The 17,297-nt window shown below is 70.3% G+C and carries 14 protein-coding genes, 1 tRNA gene and 1 other RNA gene; 7 read left to right on the top strand and 9 right to left on the bottom strand.

The window, feature by feature from the left end; genetic code table 11:
* The first annotated feature begins 49 nt into the window (after positions 1–49).
* Together BBA86_RS09480 and BBA86_RS09475 are read left to right on the top strand one after the other, a co-directional pair.
* The gene (locus BBA86_RS09480) at positions 50–781 is read left to right on the top strand and encodes a sulfurtransferase (RefSeq protein ID WP_065571336.1); all 732 of its coding nucleotides are present in this window, start codon (positions 50–52) and stop codon (positions 779–781) included.
* 32 nt (positions 782–813) lie between these two features.
* Positions 814–1,893 (top strand): DNA glycosylase AlkZ-like family protein, encoded by a 1,080-nt coding sequence (locus tag BBA86_RS09475; RefSeq protein ID WP_065571335.1) that lies wholly within the window; start codon positions 814–816, stop codon positions 1,891–1,893.
* 6 nt (positions 1,894–1,899) lie between these two features.
* On the opposite strand, the gene BBA86_RS09470 is transcribed toward BBA86_RS09475, so the two are convergent.
* The 5 genes from BBA86_RS09470 to BBA86_RS09450 all read right to left on the bottom strand — a co-directional run bounded on the left by BBA86_RS09470 (position 1,900) and on the right by BBA86_RS09450 (position 9,466).
* The gene (locus tag BBA86_RS09470) at positions 1,900–4,893 is read right to left on the bottom strand and encodes an alpha-mannosidase (protein WP_065571334.1); all 2,994 of its coding nucleotides are present in this window, start codon (positions 4,891–4,893) and stop codon (positions 1,900–1,902) included.
* A 48-nt stretch (positions 4,894–4,941) separates the two neighbouring features.
* Positions 4,942–5,817, bottom strand: a complete 876-nt coding sequence (locus BBA86_RS09465) for a carbohydrate ABC transporter permease (protein ID WP_065571333.1) — start codon at positions 5,815–5,817, stop codon at positions 4,942–4,944.
* Positions 5,814–6,758 (bottom strand): carbohydrate ABC transporter permease, encoded by a 945-nt coding sequence (locus BBA86_RS09460; RefSeq protein ID WP_065571332.1) that lies wholly within the window; start codon positions 6,756–6,758, stop codon positions 5,814–5,816. Before BBA86_RS09460 ends, BBA86_RS09465 begins: the two co-directional genes overlap by 4 nt.
* 4 nt (positions 6,759–6,762) lie before the next feature.
* On the bottom strand, positions 6,763–8,121 hold the full coding sequence (locus tag BBA86_RS09455; RefSeq protein WP_065571331.1) for an extracellular solute-binding protein: 1,359 nt from the start codon (positions 8,119–8,121) through the stop codon (positions 6,763–6,765).
* Positions 8,122–8,233: 112 nt separating this feature from the next.
* Complete coding sequence (locus BBA86_RS09450) at positions 8,234–9,466, bottom strand: ROK family transcriptional regulator (protein ID WP_223247065.1); 1,233 nt, start codon at positions 9,464–9,466, stop codon at positions 8,234–8,236.
* 83 nt (positions 9,467–9,549) lie between these two features.
* On the opposite strand from BBA86_RS09450, the gene BBA86_RS09445 reads away from it, so the two are divergent.
* Positions 9,550–10,068, top strand: coding sequence for a GNAT family N-acetyltransferase (locus BBA86_RS09445; protein WP_065571330.1), 519 nt, complete (start codon positions 9,550–9,552; stop codon positions 10,066–10,068).
* Positions 10,069–10,092: 24 nt separating this feature from the next.
* Here the strand turns inward: BBA86_RS09445 and BBA86_RS09440 are convergent, their stop codons facing one another.
* The gene (locus BBA86_RS09440; protein WP_065572249.1) at positions 10,093–10,896 is read right to left on the bottom strand and encodes a hypothetical protein; all 804 of its coding nucleotides are present in this window, start codon (positions 10,894–10,896) and stop codon (positions 10,093–10,095) included.
* Between the two features lie 140 nt (positions 10,897–11,036).
* Here BBA86_RS09440 and BBA86_RS09435 point away from each other — a divergent pair, with 140 nt between their 5' ends.
* From BBA86_RS09435 to BBA86_RS09425, 3 genes are all read left to right on the top strand, one after another.
* On the top strand, positions 11,037–11,483 hold the full coding sequence (locus BBA86_RS09435) for an SRPBCC family protein (protein WP_065571329.1): 447 nt from the start codon (positions 11,037–11,039) through the stop codon (positions 11,481–11,483).
* A 73-nt stretch (positions 11,484–11,556) separates the two neighbouring features.
* Positions 11,557–12,333 (top strand): isocitrate lyase/phosphoenolpyruvate mutase family protein, encoded by a 777-nt coding sequence (locus BBA86_RS09430; RefSeq protein WP_065571328.1) that lies wholly within the window; start codon positions 11,557–11,559, stop codon positions 12,331–12,333.
* Between the two features lie 68 nt (positions 12,334–12,401).
* Positions 12,402–12,493: transfer RNA gene (locus BBA86_RS09425), tRNA-Ser, on the top strand.
* Positions 12,494–12,548: 55 nt separating this feature from the next.
* Here the strand turns inward: BBA86_RS09425 and BBA86_RS09420 are convergent.
* Genes BBA86_RS09420 through BBA86_RS09410 form a run of 3 tightly spaced genes read right to left on the bottom strand, consistent with a single transcriptional unit; the run spans position 12,549 to position 17,074 of the window.
* Positions 12,549–14,792, bottom strand: coding sequence for a DUF3488 and DUF4129 domain-containing transglutaminase family protein (locus BBA86_RS09420; RefSeq protein ID WP_065571327.1), 2,244 nt, complete (start codon positions 14,790–14,792; stop codon positions 12,549–12,551).
* Entirely contained in the window at positions 14,782–16,029 is a 1,248-nt protein-coding gene (locus BBA86_RS09415; protein WP_065571326.1) for a DUF58 domain-containing protein, read from the bottom strand. Before BBA86_RS09415 ends, BBA86_RS09420 begins: the two co-directional genes overlap by 11 nt.
* Before the next feature lie 13 nt (positions 16,030–16,042).
* Positions 16,043–17,074, bottom strand: a complete 1,032-nt coding sequence (locus tag BBA86_RS09410) for an AAA family ATPase (protein WP_189318447.1) — start codon at positions 17,072–17,074, stop codon at positions 16,043–16,045.
* Between the two features lie 90 nt (positions 17,075–17,164).
* Between BBA86_RS09410 and ffs the strand changes: the two genes are divergently transcribed.
* Positions 17,165–17,261: signal recognition particle sRNA small type (ffs, locus tag BBA86_RS09405), an RNA gene on the top strand.
* Positions 17,262–17,297 lie beyond the last annotated feature (36 nt).

The raw sequence follows: 17,297 nt of genomic DNA, 5'->3' as shown, positions 1-17,297 counted from the left end.
CCGGAGGGGAGGCCACAGGGCGGAGGCCGCCTCCGTTTACGCTGGTGGAGTGGCATCCGTCCTGAACATCTCCGCCTACCTCTTCACGCGCATCGCCGACCCCGCGTCGCTGCGTCCCGTGCTGCAGGAGCGGGCGGATGCGCGCGGACTCCGCGGCACGATCCTCGTCGCCGAGGAGGGGATCAACCTCTTCCTGGCAGGGCCCGCTGACGACGTCCGCGGCTTCGTCGCCGAGCTCCGCGCAGAAGAGCGCTTCGCGGCGCTGACGACCAAGGAGAGCTGGTCGGACGAGCAGCCGTTCCGCAAGATGCTCGTCAAGCACAAGCGCGAGATCATCCGGATGGACCGCCCGGCGATCCGCCCCGAGGCCGGTCGCGCTCCCGGCGTCGATCCCTCCACCCTGCGGCGCTGGCTCGCGTCCGGTGTCGACGACGACGGGCGCGAGGTCGTGCTGCTCGACACCCGCAACGCGTTCGAGGTCGACCACGGCACGTTCTCGGGGGCGCTGGACTGGCGGATCGAGAAGTTCACCGAGTTCCCGGATGCCGCCGCGGCCCACCGCGAGGAGCTCGTCGGCAAGACCGTCGTCAGCTTCTGCACCGGCGGCATCCGGTGCGAGAAGGCGGCGCTCGTCCTGCGCGAGGACGGGATCGACGCACGTCAGCTCGAGGGCGGCATCCTCGGCTACTTCGAGCACGTCGGCGGTGACGGGTTCGACGGCGAGTGCTTCGTCTTCGACGAGCGCCGGACGGTCGACGCGTCACTCCAGCCCGCGGGCTGATCGGCGTCGGTCGCCCCCGCTAGCCTCGTGCCATGCACCGGCTCACCAGGGACGAGGCCCGCCGCATCGCGGTCCGCGCGCAATTGCTCGACGCCGACCGGCCGGGCGACGTCGTCGAAGTGGCCGAGCAGATCGCCGCGATCAAGATCGATCCCACTGCGGTCATCGCTCCCAGCGAGCAGGCGATCTGCTGGTCGCGGATCGGGTGGGCGTACGAGCCCGGACAGCTCTCGAAGGCCGTCGAGGTCGACCGACTGCTGTTCGAGTACGACGGGCACTTCCGCCCGGCATCCCTTCTCCCGGCTCTCCGCGCCCTCATGCCGAACCGCCGGCTGAGCGCCTCGACGGCTGCGTACCTCGAGGCGAACGCCGCCTTCCGGTCGGAGATCCTCCGGCGCCTCGATCGGGACGGCCCGCTGCAGGCCTCGGAGATCCCCGACACCAGCGCGGTCCAGGCGAAGAACGAGAGCGGCTGGTACGGCGCGAACCAGGTGCCGCGCATGCTCGAGCTCATGTCGTACCTCGGTGACGTCGCGATCAGCGGGCGCGTCGGACGGCAGCGCGTGTGGGACCTGCCGGATCGCGTGTACGGGAAGACGGATGCCGCGATGAGCCCGACCGACGCCGAAGAGTCGCTGGCGGGGCGGCGTCTGCAGGCGCTCGGCATCGCACGGCAGAAGTCCCCGTGGTCGGGCGTCGGCACAGCGGGCGAGGACGCCGAGGTCGAGGGGAGCTCGTGGCGCTGGCGCGTAGATCCCGAGGCCGTTGCGGCTCTGGGTGACGACCCCGGCGGCCGGGCGGCGATCCTCAACCCGTACGACCGGATGCTCTTCGATCGGCCACGGCTGACGGAGCTGTTCGACTTCACCTTCGTCCTCGAGCAGTTCAAGCCCAGACATCAGCGGGTCTACGGCTATTTCGCCCATCCGATCCTGGTGGGCGACCGCTTCGTCGCCCTGCTCGACGCGGCTCTCGACAAGAAGAAGGAGACCCTCGTCGTCGCCGCGGTCCACGAACTGGCACCGATCGACGACGACGAGCGCGACATGATCCACGCCGAGATCCGGGACCTCGGCGAATGGCTCGGGGTCCCGGTCCGCGGGCTGGAGTGATGCGGGTCAGCGCGCCAGGCGCAGAGTGACGAGCTGGAACGGCGACAGGTCGAGGCGGACCGTGTCGGTCGTCTCGCGGAGCGCCGTCGCCTCGATCTCCCGCTCGAGCAGATCGGTCTGCATCACCGCCCTCACCGCGAACCCTGCCGTCAGCTGCGCCGTGCGGGACGATCCGAGCGCCTCGTAAAGCCGCACGATGACGTCACCGGAACCGTCGTCGGCCAGCTTGACCGCCTCGACGATCACGCCCGGGTCATCCAGTGTCAGCACCGGCGCGATCTCGTGCGCCCCCCGCACGGTGACAGGGGGGAGGTTCAACCGCAGCCCTTCGCCGATCGCCGCGGCGACGCCGGCGGAGGGGAGGAGGGAGACCCGGAACTCGTGCGTGCCCTGGTCTGCTTCGGGGTCGGGGAACAGTGGAGCCCGAACGAGCGTCACGCGGGCGACGGTCCGGGCGCCGCCGTCCGATCCCGGCGCGCGCTGCACGTCGTGGCCGTAGGACGAGTCGTTGGCGACGGCGACGCCGTAGTCCCCCTCGACGACGCGGATCCAGCGATGTGCGACGGTCTCGAACTTGGCGGCATCCCATGTCGTGTTCGCATGGACAGGGCGGGAGACGTGACCGAACTGGATCTCGGACTCGGTGCGCTCGGCCCGCACGCGCAGGGGGAAGGCGATCTTCAGCATCTTCTGCCGCTCGTGCCAGTCGAGGCGGAGGGCGATCTCGAGCGCACCCGAGAACGGGTCGACGCGGTACCGCTGCTCGAGCTCCGAGGAGCCGAACCGACGGTGCACGACGAGGTCCGGACCGTCCGTGACGATCCCGACGACATCGGTGAGCGTCGTCCCGAGGGCGCCGTCCTCCACGTCGATGTTCCAGGCGTCCCACTCGCGGGGCGTGTCGCGGAACATCTGCAGCACGCCGGCGGGGAACGCCGGGTCGACGAGTTCCCGGCCGGTGGTGAGGTCGACGGCGCCCACGACGAGCCCGCGCGCGTCGATCGCCCAGTGGAACCGCTCGTGACGGAACGTCCACCCGTCGCCGTCCCGTTCCGGCGCGACCGGGAGCACGGATGCCGCCGCTGTGGCACCGAGCGCCGGAACACCCGCCAGCGGTATCGGCGCGGCATTCGCGGTCAGCGCGTGGTCCCCCTCGCCGACGAGCGAACGCACCGCGGTGTCGATGATCTCCTGCAGTTCGCCGGCGACGCGCGCGTAGGTCGCCTCGGCCTCCTGATGCACCCAGGCGATCGAGGTGCCCGGAAGGATGTCGTGGAACTGGTGCAGAAGGACCGTCTGCCACAGCGACCGCAGCCGCGCAGCGGGATACGCTGCTCCCGTGCGGACGGCGTCGATGGTGGCCCACAGCTCTGCCGCGCGCAGGAGGTGCTCGCTGCGGCGGTTGCCCCGCTTCGTGCGCGCCTGGGCGCTGTACGTCCCCCGGTGGTATTCGAGATAGAGCTCGCCCGACCAGACCGGCGGTTCCGCGTACTCCGCCTCGGCGTCGCCGAAGAACTGCGACGGTGATCCGAGGCGCACGCGCGGCGACCCTTCCAGATCCGCGGTGCGCCGCGCTGCCGCGATCATATCCCGCGTCGGTCCGCCGCCGCCGTCGCCCCAGCCGAACGGGACGAGGGAGTGCGAGGCATCCGCCTTCTCCGCGAACTGGCGTTCGGCGAGGGCGAGCTCGGACGCCGAGAGCTCGGAGTTGTACGTGTCGACCGGAGGGAAGTGCGTGAACACACGGGTGCCGTCGATGCCTTCCCAGAGGAAGGTGTGGTGCGGCATTCGGTTCGTCTCGTTCCACGAGATCTTCTGCGTGAGGAACCACCGGGACCCGGCGGCGCGGATGATCTGGGGGAGCGCGGCGGAGTAGCCGAACGAGTCGGGGAGCCACACCTCGAGCGGTTCGACGCCGAACTCGTCCAGGAAGAACCGCTTGCCCTCGACGAACTGGCGCGCGAGGGCTTCGGAGCCCGGCATGTTCGTGTCGGATTCGACCCACATGCCCCCGACCGGGGCGAAGCGCCCGGCGGCGATGGCATCCTTCATCCGGGCGAACAGCTCCGGGTAGTGCTCCTTCATCCAGGCGTACTGCTGCGCCGACGACGCAGCGAACACGAAGTCGTCCTCGGTGCGCATCAGGTCGAGGACGTTCGAGAACGTGCGGGCGACCTTCCGGACCGTTTCGCGGACCGGCCAGAGCCATGCGGAATCGATGTGGGCATGACCGACGGCGGTCAGCTGATGCGAGGACGGGGATGCCGGGGACTCGAGCACGGCGCGGAGCTCGGCTCGCCCCGCCGCGGCGGTGCCGGCCACGTCGTCGGGGTCGACCGCGTCGACGGCGCGCCCGAGGGCGGCGAGCACGCGCGCGTGACGGGTGCGGTCCGGCTCGAGCTGGTCGACGAGGCCGCGGAGCGTCCAGATGTCCTGCTGCAATTCCCACACGGTCTCATCGAGCAAGCCGAGCTCGAGCCGCCGCAGCCGGTAGATCGGCTCGTCGCCCGCGGTCGCCCGGTCGCCGAGCGGGGTCGCGGCGAAGGTGAAGGTTCCGGCGACGCTGGGGTTGCCGGCGGCCTCGATCCACAGGTCGATCTCGTCTCCGTCGATCGGGACGGCGGTGTTGCGGGGTTCGATCGCCTTGACGATCGACCCGTCGGGGCGGAAGACGAGCGCCTCCGCCTGGAACCCGGGGCCGGAGCCGTCGAAACCGAGGTCGACCACGATCTCCGGGCGGGTTGCCGGGGCGTCGCGCCAGGATGCCGGGACGCTGCCGGTGACGTGGAACCAGACCGTGCCCCAGGGGCGACCCCAGGCCGTGCCCACCGGTGCCGGGGTGTAGGTCTGCGTGACGGCTTCGGCGAACGGAACCGGCTCTCCGGGGACCTCCCACGCCGTGATTTTCAGCGACGCGGTCTCGCGGTAGAGAGCGGGGCGCAGGCGGTCGCCGGCGAGCCGGTCGATGCGCTGCAGAGCAAGTCGATCGTTGCGGTGCATGGGGAACGTCTTTCGGGAGAGGTTCGGCGGGGGAGAGGTGCGGTGCGGTCAGCCTTTGACGGCACCTGAGAGGGCGAAGGAGCCCCCGAGGCCGCGGGTGACGATGAGGTAGAGGCCGAGAACGGGGATCGAGTAGAGCAGCGAGTAGGCGGCCAGGCGTCCGTAGGCGACGGTGCCGTACTGGCCGAAGAACGAGTAGATGGATACCGCCGCGGGCTGCCAGTCGGGGGTCAACAGGAGCACGAACGGGACGAAGAAGTTGCCCCACGCTTGCAGGAAGACGAAGACGAAGACGACGCTGAGGGCCGGGCGCATGAGTGGCACGACGACGGTGAGAAGGGCGCGCATCGCGCTCGCGCCGTCGACCCACGCGGCCTCTTCGAGGCTGACGGGCACCGAGTCCATGAAGTTCTTCGTCATCCACAGCGCCATCGGCAGCGCGCTCGCCGCGAGGAACAGGGCGACCGCCCAGGGCTGATTGATGAGGCGCATCTGCACGAAGAGGCTGTAGACGGGCACCATGATCGCCGTGATCGGCAGGCAGCTCGCGAACAGCACGGAGTAGAGGAACGGGCCGTTGAACCGGGACCGGTAGCGCGAGAGCGGGTAGGCGGCGAGGACGGACGCCACCACGGTCACCGCCGCCGCACCGGTCGACAGCAACAGGCTGTTCAGGAGCGGGCGCAGTGTCAGCTCGGGTGTGAGGACGTCGGCGAAGTTGTTCAGCGTCGGCTCCGCGGGCCACGCGACCTGATACGTCGCGGCGGAGTCGATCGAGGCGAGAACGACCCAGGCGAGCGGTGCAGCGAAGAGCAGCCCGATGACGGTGAGCACGACGTTCGCCCAGAAGCGCGTCGCGCGCCGTTGCGGGGAGGCGATGCTGAGGCCGCGACGGGGCCGACTCTGCGACGCCGCGACGCTCACGAGAGGCCCCCGCGGCGGCGGAGCGACACGACGTACGCGAACGAGAACACGGCTCCCAGGGCAAGCATGACGATGGCGATCGCGTTCCCGTAGCCGATGTCCCCGAACGAGAACGCCTGCGAGTACGCGAACACCGGGAGCGTGGTGGACAGGTCGCCCGGTCCGCCCTTGGTCATCACCCAGATGAGGGTGAAGACCGAGAGGGTCTGCAGGGTGGTCAGCAGCAGGTTGGTGAAGATGGTGCCCGAGATCATGGGCAGGGTGATGAACCGCAGTCGCTGCCACGCGCCCGCGCCGTCGATCATCGCCGACTCGGTGATCTCCGGCGGTACGTCGTCGAGGGCGGCGCGATAGATGAGCATGGAGAACGCCGTCCCCCGCCACGTGTTCGCCAGGATGATCGCCACCATCGGCAGCGTGTACAGCCAGTTCGGGCCGTCCAGACCGAGCAGCGCCAGGACACCGTTGAGCGTCCCGTCGGCCGACAGGAAGGCGTAGCCGACGAAGGCCGCCACGATCTCGGGGAGCACCCACGCGGTCACGACGATCACCCCGACGGTGCCCGACACGGCGCGGCTTCCGGCCCGGAAGAGCACCGCCAGGACGAGGCCGAGCACGTTCTGTCCGACGATCGCCGATCCCACCACGAAGACCACCGTCAGCAGAACGGAGAGCGGCAGGACCGGGTCGGCGAACAGTCTCGCGAAGTTGTCGAACCCGACGTACTCGGGCTTCGCCGCACCCACCCCGGTGAGGGCCCGGTCGGTGAGCGAGCCTCCGATCGCCCAGACGATGGGACCGGTGAGGAAGACGAGGAGGAGCCCGATCGCCGGCAGCACGGGCAGGGCCCGAACCGGGGTGACGCGCGCCCCCACCCGCGTCCGGGCGCGTCGCGGCTCGGACGCGGCCGGGTCGGAACGCCGCGAGAGGGTCGTCGTCATGCGGTCACCCGGTGACGACTCCGTCGTCGCCGACGATCTTGCGGACGGCCTCGTCGTATGCGGCCGCTGCCTCAGCGGGCGACTTCTGCCCGGTGATCACGGCTTCGGTCGCCTCCTGCGCGGCGACCGAGACCTGCGGATAGTCGCTGTTCGCCGGGCGGAAGTGGGTGACCGAGACGGCATCCGTCACCGCCTTCACGAACGGATTGGCGTCGAGGTAGGTCGGCTCCTGCGCCACGTCGGTCCGAACCGCGATCTGCGCGTTGTTGATGGCGTACCAGAGCGCGTTCTCCTTGTTGAGGACCGTGGTCATGAACTCGAACGCGAGGTCGGGGACGTCGGTCTCCGCAGACGCCGCGAGGGTCCAGCCGCCGGACATGCTGACGCCGCCGGGTTCCTGGCCGTCCTGCGTCGGGAAGCGGGCGACCCCCATGGTGTCGGCGTATTCGGGCCAGGCGAAGTCGCCGCCCTCAGCCCAGAACGACGGCGTGTAGGAGCCTTCGACCGTCGCACCGAGGGTGCCCCTCGGGAACCATTCGCCGAAGACCGCCTGCCACACGTTCGGGTCGAGCGCCTTGTCGGGGGTGACCGCGTAGCCCTCGTCGTAGAGCTTCTCGAGGAAGCTCAGCGAGTCGACGAAGCCCTGGGAGCCGACCACCCACTTGCCGGAGTCGTCGTCGTAGAGTCCCGTGCCGTCACCCGTGCCGTACAGCAGCTCGTAGAAGCTCTGCATGACGGTGCCCTCGCCCGTCCCGGTGCCCGCGTACATGTTGAAGGGCACCACGTTCGGATCGCTCTTCTTGATCTGCGCCGCGGCCGCGAGGATGTCGTCCCAGCTCTCGGGCTGCCAGGGCGTGCTGATTCCCGCCTTCTCGAGGACGTCCTTGTTGTACCAGATGACGCGGGTGTCCGTGCCCAGGGGCAGCGCGTACGTGCTGCCGTCCTCACCCTGGCCCGCGGTTCTTCCCGCGTCGTCGAACATCTCCCAGTCGTCCCACGAGCCGAGCTTGTCGTCGAGCTTCAACAGGTAGCCCGCCTCGATGTCGCTGCGGACGGCGAAGGTGTCCTCGTAGAAGACGTCCGGTGCGGTGTCGGGGGAGGCCAGCGAGAGCTGGAGTCGGGTCTTGTAGTCGTCGTCCGTCGCCGTGATCGGCTGCAGCTCGACGGTGATCCCCTTGTGCGATGCCTCGAACTCCTTCTTCGCCGTCTTCATGAGGTCATCGAGGACGGTGAACGAGTCGGTCTTGGAGTAGACGACGGTGACCGTGTCGCCCACGTCGCCTTCGTCCGGTGCGCACCCGCCCAGAACGAGGACCGCGGCTGTTGCGGCTGCGATGGATGTGACGGCGATGCGAACTCTCATGGGGCCCCCTTGCTCCGAACCATGACGCCCGCACTCCGTGTCCGGACACAGTAAGTCAAATGAGTGGAGATAGCGGAGTCAAGCGGCCTCCACGACCGTGACGCGAATGACATCAGGCGGTCGGCACCAACAGCGACGTCGGCCGAGGAGTCAGAGCTTCGTCCAGGATCAGGCACGCCGCGCCGATCGCACCGACGTCGGATCCGAGCGCCGTCCCCGACACCGTCACCGGGTGGACGCCCCGCGCGGCACGCAGCTCGTCTAGTCGCGGCGGCACCGTCTCTGCGAGGGCGTGTTCGAGTCGACTCCACAGCGGGCCGCCCACGACGATCCGATCGACGTCGAGCAGGTTCGAGACGACCGCGAGTGCGCGTGCCATATGCTCGCCGCACCGCGCGACCAGTGCCTGCGCGGCGTCATCGCCGTCGTCGGCGCGGCGCACGAGGCGTGCCAGCGCCGCATCCAGTTCCGTCGGATCGTCTCCCGTGCGCTCGGCGTCGATGATGCCCCGCCGCTCCGCTTCCTCGATGAGCGGCAGCGGGGCGCAACTCACGGCGATGCAGCCGCGCATCCCGCATGCGCAGGGCAGGCCGTCGGGATCGACGACGATGTGCCCGATCTCGCCGGCGTTGCCCGAGCCGCCACGGACGACCTCGTCGCCGATCACGAGCCCGACACCGAGGCCGGTCCCGACGTACAGGAATGCGAAGTTCTGCTCGCCGCCCGGAGCCGCGATCCATTTCTCCGCCACCGCAGCCGCCGTCACGTCCTTCTCGAGGAGGACGGGGAGGCCGGTGGCACCCGCCACCGAGTCGCGCAGCGGCACGCGGTCCCACCCGGAGAGGTTGGGCGGGTCCATGACGATGCCGCGCTCGACGTCGATGGGGCCTGGTGCCGCGATGCCGAGGCCGACGATCCGGCTCCGGTCGATGCCGGAGTCGGCGAGCGTGGTCTCGATGTCCTGCGTCAGGACCTCGACGGTGTCGGAGGGGTCTTGCGTCAACGGAGTGGCGCGAGCGTGGCGTGCGATGACCTCGCCGTCGATCGACAGCAGGACGACGGTGATGAGGCCGGGATCCAGGTGCACTCCCACGGCGTAGCGGCTGCTGCCGACCAGGCGCAGGGTCGTGCGCGGCTTGCCGCGCCCTGAACTCGTCCGCCCGGCCTCTTCGACGATCCCGGCGTCCAACAACCGCTGCACGATGTTCGAGACCGTCTGCGCCGACAGCCCGGTGGCATCGGCCAGCTCGACGCGGCTGAAGCCGTGCGATCGGCGGATCTGGTCCAGCACGACGGCCTCGTTGTATCCACCGACGCTGGGTTGGTTGGCTCCGCGTCTGGCCATGAGTGAACCTGCTTTGCTCCAAGGGCGGTTGATCGAGACTAGCGCGCCGCTCGGATCGGCGGCGATCCCGCTACATTCGTGGCATGCCCGCTGCCTCCTCGTACCCCTCCCGCACGCTCGACGACGGCGCGGTCCTCCGCGCTGCGGCGCCCGGTGACGAGGCCGGGATCCTCGCCGCGATACACGCTCTCGCCGCGTACGAGAAGGAGCCGGATGCCGTCCGCACGACGGTCGCCGATCTCACCGCGACGCTGTTCGGCGACGATCCGAACGCCTTCGCGCACGTCGTGGAGCGGGACGGCGAGGTCCGGGCCATCGCCGTCTGGTTCCTCACCTTCTCCACGTGGACCGGCCGTCACGGGATCTGGCTCGAGGACCTGTACGTCGACGAGTCCGATCGCGGCCGCGGCTACGGCACTGCGCTCCTCGCTTCGCTTGCCGGCGTCGCGCTCGAGCGGGGATATCCGCGTCTGGAGTGGACAGTGCTGGACTGGAACGCCCCGGCGGTCGGGTTCTACCGCTCGATCGGTGCCGAGGCCATGGACGAGTGGACGACGCAGCGCATGAGCGGTGACGCGCTCGCCGCCCTCGCGGCGCGCTGAGTCCGTTCGACTCGCTGCGCTCTCCTACGACAGCGGACTGACCGTGACGGGTTCGCCGAAACCTGTGAGACGCTGCGTCAGCGTCGAGGTGCGTCCGAGGAGATCCGTCGTGGACTCGGTGGCGACAGGGCGCCCGTCGGCGGTCATCCACAGCGTGTAGGAATCGATCGGGATGTCGTACCACGAGTACGCGGCCGGACTCTCGATGCGGTAGGCCTCGACCGATCCGCCGTCCGCGGTCTCGACCTCCTCCGGGGCATCCGACACCGTCCAGCTCTCGCCGGCGCCGACCAGGTCGCCGATGAATCCGGGGTCGGCGAAGATGCGGTACACCTCGGCGGTGGAGCCGGCGGCCTGAGACGCGGTGTCGGATGCATCGACGTCGGCGACGACGGGCCCGTCGCCGTCATCGAGCATCATGACTCCGTCGACGAAGCTGATCGCGACGGGGCCGCCCCCGGTCTCGAGGTCTCCGCGGAACTCGAACGCGGGGTCGTAGCGGTAGACGACCGTGCCCGCCAGCTCGTCGCCGTCGATGGTCAGGCTGCCCGTGTCATCGCGCACCAGCGTTGCCTGGATGCAGGGCCCCAGATCGCTCCCGGCGGCCGTACCTGCCGAGAGGTCGAGGGTCTCGCACTCCGGCGCGGTGTCGACGGACGGGTCCGCAGCCGTCGGTGACGGCGCCGGCTCCGTCTCCGTCGTCGAGGGGACCGGTGCCCCGATCGCGGACGACGCGGCAGGAGCGGGTTCGGTCTGACCCGTGCACCCGGCCAGGGCGAGGATGAGCGCGATCGCGGCGACGGACATCGGCAGGGCAGAGGTGCGCACGGGGGCTCCTTGCGTCGGGATGGCGAAGTCGCGCACGAGCCTACCCGGCGTCTATCGGTCCCACGCGGGAGGCGCAAGCCCCTGCTGCCGGGTGCGGGTCCGCTCGATGATGGGACCCACATTCCGACGAGAGGACAACCGTGGCCAGCATCATCGAAACCGTCGACGTCACCGTGCCCGTGTCGACCGCGTACAACCAGTGGACTCAGTTCGAGTCCTTCCCCCACTTCCTCAGCTACGTGCAGTCGATCACGCAGATCGACGACACGACCAATCGCTGGAACGTGAAGATCGGCGGCGTGGAGCGGGAGTTCACCGCGCACATCACCGAGCAGCATCCCGACGAGCGCGTCGCCTGGAAGAGCGTCGACGAGGATCACGCCGGTGTCGTGACCTTCCACCGCTTGAGCGACACCGAGACGCGTGTCACGGTGCAGCTCGACTGGAAGCCCGAGGGCTTCGTCGAGACCGTCGGCGCCGCGATCGGGATCGACGACCATGCGGTGAAGAAGGACCTGCAGAAGTTCAAGGAGTTCATCGAATCCCGCGGCGCTGAAACCGGTGCCTGGAGAGGCGACGTGGGCTGAGCGGTCGGTTCGTCCGACTGCTCCAGGCGGCCCGGTGGTGCATTCCACCGGGCCGTCGTGGCACGGTGGGAGCATGACCATCCTCTCCCTCGAAGACCGCGCTCGCCGCCTTCGTGACCTTCACGCCGCCCCCGAGATCCTCCGCGTCGTCAACGTGTGGGACGTCGTCTCCGCCAAGGCCGTTCTCGCGCTGCCCGAGACGCAGGCGATCGCCACTGCGGGGCATTCGATCGCGGCATCCTTCGGGTACGACGACGGCACCATCCCGCTCGAGACGACCCTCGACATGGTCGGCCGCATCGTCGCAGCAGCCGGCGACGTCCCCGTGTCGGCGGACCTCGACGACGGCTACGACGACACCGCCGAGACGGTGCGCCGGGCGATCGGCGTCGGTATCGCCGGAGCGAACATGGAGGACCGGCTCCGGCCCTTCGACGAATCCGTCGCCAGGGTTGCCGCAGCCGTCCGCGCCGCTGAGGCGGAGGGCGTCCCGTTCGCCCTCAACGCCCGGACCGACGCGGTCGTCCGCGGCGGAGACCGCCCCATCGAGGAATCGATCACCGATGCCATCGCGCGCGGCCGTGCCTTCCTCGACGCCGGTGCCGACGTCGTGTTCGTCCCCGGCCGGCTCGATGCCGAGACTGCGGCCCGGCTCGTCGAGGGGATCGGCCGCCTCAGCGTCATCGGCGTACCGGGCGCCCTCCACGCGGCGGAGTACGAGAAGCTCGGCGTCGCGCGCATCTCGTACGGCCCTCTCACGCAGCGCGTCGCCCTGACCGCCTATCAGGACCTCGCCGCCGACCTGTACCGAGACGGCGTCATCCCCGAGAGCACCCGAGCGCTGAACTGAACTCCGCGGGACGGATGCCGCGGCCGGTGCGCGGGGCGGGCGGACCCTGCGTGGTAGGCTCTCCCGTTGGAAGCGTGTCCGAGCGGCCTAAGGAGCATGGCTGGAATCCATGTAGGCGGGGTAACTCGTCTCGCAGGTTCAAATCCTGTCGCTTCCGCCAGAACGAAGCCCCGCACCTCGAGGTGCGGGGCTTCGTCGTTCCGGTGTCGCGGATGTCAGCGCCCGAGCGGCATCGCCTCGGCGAAGGTCGAGCCGGGGCGGATGGCGAGGGACCGGGGGAGCAGTCGGCCGACGAGGCGCCGCGGCGTGGACACCGCGGCGAACAGTCCGGCGCGGACAGCGGCGGCATCCGACGTCAGCTCCGTTCCGTCCGCGTCCCCGAACGACCCTGCCAGGGCGTAGCTCGAGCGTTCCACCGCGTTCACCAGACGGTCCACTGCCGCCGGCGGCGCGCCGTGGTCGCGACGGAGCCGCTCGCCGAAAGCGCGCGGCGACTCCGAGTCGGGGACCGGGATGCCGAGATCGATAGCCGCATCCTGAACGAGACGCCAGGCGGCGCCGGCGCTGCCGCGGCGAGCCTGCGACACGCGTCGACGGGAGAGCGCCCCGCGGACGAGGGCGGGCAGGGCGAGCACGAGCAGCGCCCCCAGAGCGATGCCGAGGGCCGGCAGGACTCGCAGGATCGAGAACGTCGTCGTCTGAGTCGTTCCCGCCGTCGGGTCCTCCTCGGGGCGGGGCGCCGACGACGCGGTGGGGGTCGGCTCGGCTGCAGCGGTCGGAGTCGGCGTCGGCTCGGGCTGATTCGACGTGTCCTCCGCGGACGTGAACCGCTGCGCGGCGCCCAGACTCTTCGTCGGCTCGAACGGCACCCAGCCGATGCCGTCGAAGAAGACCTCGGGCCAGGCGTGGAGCTGGGCGGTCGTGGCCTGATAGACCCGGTCGTCGTCGACGACGTCGCCGGTAGGGAGGCCGGGCAGGAATCCCACGACCACACGCGACGGCATGTCGAGGGTCCGGGCCATGATGGCGAAGGCCGAGGCGAAGTGCACGCAGTACCCCGATCGGACCTGGAGGAACGTCGAGACGGCCTCGATCCCCGATCCGTCGAACCCGTCCTCGACCGGCGCGTCGAGCGAGTAGTCGAAGTCGGGTCCGCGGAACCAGGTCTGGAGCGCGAGGAGCCGGTCGTAGTCGTTCGACGCGTCGGCCGTCACCTGGGTGGCGAGCGCGGCGATCTCGGGCGGAGTGTCGGCGGGCAGGTCGCGGGCCCGAGCGGGACCCCCACGCGCCTCGGCTGCACGCGCCTGCTCCAGGGTGGGGCGGGGTGTGCGGCTGACGACCTCGAACTGCTGACGGCGCGCGGCGGTCGAGGGGGAGACGACCGTCCCGTTGGCGGGAGTGATCCGCCAGATCCCCGTCACCCCGTCGACGGAGACGGCGTCGGCAGGCACCGGCAGCTGCGCCGACGACAGATCGAGCACCTCGACCGTGCGCCGGTCCTCGACGATCTCGATCCCCTCGGCGGCGGCATCCTCCGGCGCCCACTCGTCGAGCGGCACCGAGCGGCTCCGGTCGGGCTGCCACGAGTCTCCTTCGAGCTCGGTCAGTGTGGCGACGCGGAGGTAGGCCGGGGCGGAGGCCGCGCTCCACTGCTTCACGACCGGCACCTCGGCGGGACGACGCAGGTCGTCGCCGAGATTGAGGGACGCGTCGATCGTCGTGCCGCCGCCCAGCCCGCCGCTGGGCGCCGCAGGGGAGGGAAGGGCGGGTGCGGCGATGACGGCGATGACGACGGCGGATGCCGCGATCACGGCCGCGACGGCGCCGACCCCTCCGCGCGGCGCGGAGGTCGACCGGGTCCGGTCGCGTCCGCGGGTCTCGGTACGCAGCAGCCACAGGAGCGCGAGGGCGAGGAGCGTGAACGCCCACAGATCGACCGTCTGCGGCACGGCGAGGGTCGGGATCAGCCAGACGGCGATCAGCGCGACCCCGGCGAGCAGCGGCATCCGTGCCGTCAGGACGACATGATCGAGGGCGACGGTGAGGAGTCCGACGGCGCCCACGATGAGGAAGGTCAGCGACGCCGACGCCTCGAGCGGAGCGACACCCACCGCGATGTCGTTGCTCGCGATCTCGACCAGTCGAGGCACGCGGGCGAACGCCTCGCCCGACGGGATGACGAACAGCCAGGCGACGTCCGAGAAGAAGACGGCCGTCATGATCGCGGTCCACAGCGCCACGAGGATGACGGTCACGAGCACGGCGCTCACCCGTGCACGGCGCAGCAGATATCCGGCGCCGAGCAGGATCGCTGCGAGCACGAACGCGAGCGCCGCCCAGGCACCGCCGGCGATCACGGTGAACAGAGGGACGAGGGACGCCACCAGGGCAAGCAGCAGCGCCGTCGTAGAGAGCCCGTCGTGCCGAGGGCGCGTGGATCCGATGCCCTCAGCCGACATGTCCGCGGACTTCTTCCATACCGGGAACGCCCGACCAGAGCGACTCGAGCTCGTCCTCCGGCTCGAGCCGGTGCACGTGCCATCCCGTCTCGCGAGCGACGCGAAGGGCATCGCCGGCTCCGGCGAGGGCGAACAGCATCGGCATGCTGCTGTGGCTCACGATGGGGGCCAGCGACGCGGCATCCGCGGGGTACACCTCGCCGGTGACGACGACGACGGGGCCGAGCGTCGCGCCGGCGAAGAGCGGGGCGAGGTCCGTGAGCGCTCCTTCGCGGCGGGCCGTCAGGGTGGCGAACGAGGTGGTCATCGCGTCGAGTGCCGCGGTGTCACCACCCTCGATCGGATCGACGAGCTCCGTCCCGTCGACGTCGATGATCGCGACGCTGTAGCCCTCGCGGGCGAAGCGTGCGGCAGCCGACACGACGGTCGACAGAGCGGCCTCGAAGTCGAGGTCCTCGCCGGGGGAGCGCAGTGCATCCGTGCTCCATCTCGCGACGGCGCGATCGAAGACGATGACCGCCTCGGGGTTCGACTCGCGTTCCTCCTGCCGGACCATGAGCTCCCCGCGGTGGGCGCTCGCCCGCCAGTGGATGCGCCGCATCGAGTCGCCGGGCGCGTAGGCACGGGGGATGAGGTTGTCGGCGCCCTGACCCAGCTTGTCGGTGACGGACTGCATCGTTCCGCCCGCCGCCCCGAGGAGATCGTCGAGCATGTCCAGTGGCACCACAGCCGGAGCGATCGTGAGGGGAACGGCGCCACCGAGCTCCTGACGGCGCCGCGAGAGGCCGAAAGGGTCCGTGGTCTCGACCACGAGCGGTCCGATGGCGCGCACGCCTCGACGCCGGGCGCGCACGCGGTACGCGATGTCGACGCGATGACTGCCCGAGACGAGGCCGGAACGCAGGCCGGGGTAGACGCCTACGGGCTCACCCTCGACCCCGCGCGGCAGCCGGTCGCGCCAGATGCCCACCGTTGTCGGCAGGACCGAGCGCGACTCGACGCGCACGCGCACGTCGACCTCGGCTCCGACCGATGCCACGGGAGGGGCGAACGATCGCCGGACCCCGTCTGCCCGGTGACCGAGCCACAGCGAGGCGAACGAGAAGGCGACCGCCGCGATGAGCAGCACGCCGAAGAAGACGAGCGCCGGCACACCGAACACGGGGGCCAGGACGAACGCCGCAAGAGCGAGCAGGATCGCCCCCGTGCCTCGCGGGGTGAGCGGCCACCGTGTCATGGGAAACGTCCGCTCAGCGAGCGGCGACGGGGACCCGCACCGAGCGGACGACCTGCTCGAGTGCCGACGCGACGAGATCCACACCGCCGCGTCCGCGCGAGACCGCCGCGCCGCGGGCGGCGATCAGACGGTGCGCGAAGACAGGCTCGAGCAGCGTCACGAGGTCGTCGGGAATGACGTACTCGCGCCCCTCCAACGCCGCCCACACCTTCGCCGCGCGGATGAGCTGCAACGTGGCGCGCGGGCTGGCCCCGAGGCGCAGATCGCCGTGTTCGCGCGTCGCGCGCGACAGTGCGACGGCGTATTCCTCGACGGCGGGCGAGACGTGAACGGTCCGAGCCCAGGCGATGAGGGCGGCGACGCGCTCCGCGGTGATGACCGGCAGAACGGCATCGAGCGGGTTGCCGGTGTCGCGCTGGCGGAGCATGAGCGCCTCGTTCTCGGCATCCGGATACCCCATCGAGATACGCATCATGAACCGGTCCCGTTGCGCTTCGGGGAGGGCGTACGTGCCCTCCATCTCGAGGGGGTTCTGCGTCGCCACGACGAGGAACGGGTCGGGCAGGGGACGGCTCGTGCCGTCGACGGTCACCTGACGCTCCTCCATCGCCTCGAGGAGCGCGGACTGCGTCTTCGGGGACGAGCGGTTGATCTCGTCGGCGATGACGATGTGGGCGAAGATCGCGCCGGGCTTGAAGTCGAACCGGCCCTCGGACTGGTCGTAGACGCTCACGCCGGTCACGTCGCTGGGCAGCAGGTCGGGCGTGAACTGGATGCGTCGGACGGTCGCCTGGATCGAGTTGCCGAGGGCGCGTGCGAGCATCGTCTTGCCGACTCCGGGGACGTCCTCGATGAGCAGGTGGCCTTCGGCGAGCAGGCAGACGATCGCAGCACGCACGGCGTGCGGCTTGCCGTCGATGACCTTCGAGACCGATTCGACGAGGGCGGCGGTCGTCTCCGAGAACACGGATGCGTCGACCCGGGCGGCGGCGCGCCCCGAGGTCGCACCTCCCGGCGCCGTCATGGTCGTCTGGTCGTCGGTCATCCGTCCCCCTCACGCGGTCGGCGCAGCAGCGCGCCAGCACCGATGCTAACCCGGCGTCGCAGGGGGACGGCTGACGTCGGGTAGACTTGCAGCAGCTCTCCGCGAGACGGCATCCAGGCCAACTCCCCCAGGACGGAAACGTAGCAAGGGTAACCAGGCTCTGCCGGGTTCGCGGAGAGTCTTTCTTTGCCCGGGCGCCCGTTCGACGAGATGGGACGTCACC

Origin of the sequence: Microbacterium oleivorans, assembly GCF_001691565.1 — a bacterium.
GTDB lineage: Bacteria > Actinomycetota > Actinomycetes > Actinomycetales > Microbacteriaceae > Microbacterium > Microbacterium oleivorans_B.
The sequence above is the reverse complement of the archived record's forward strand: the minus strand, read 5'-3'. Positions and strand labels throughout refer to the sequence as shown.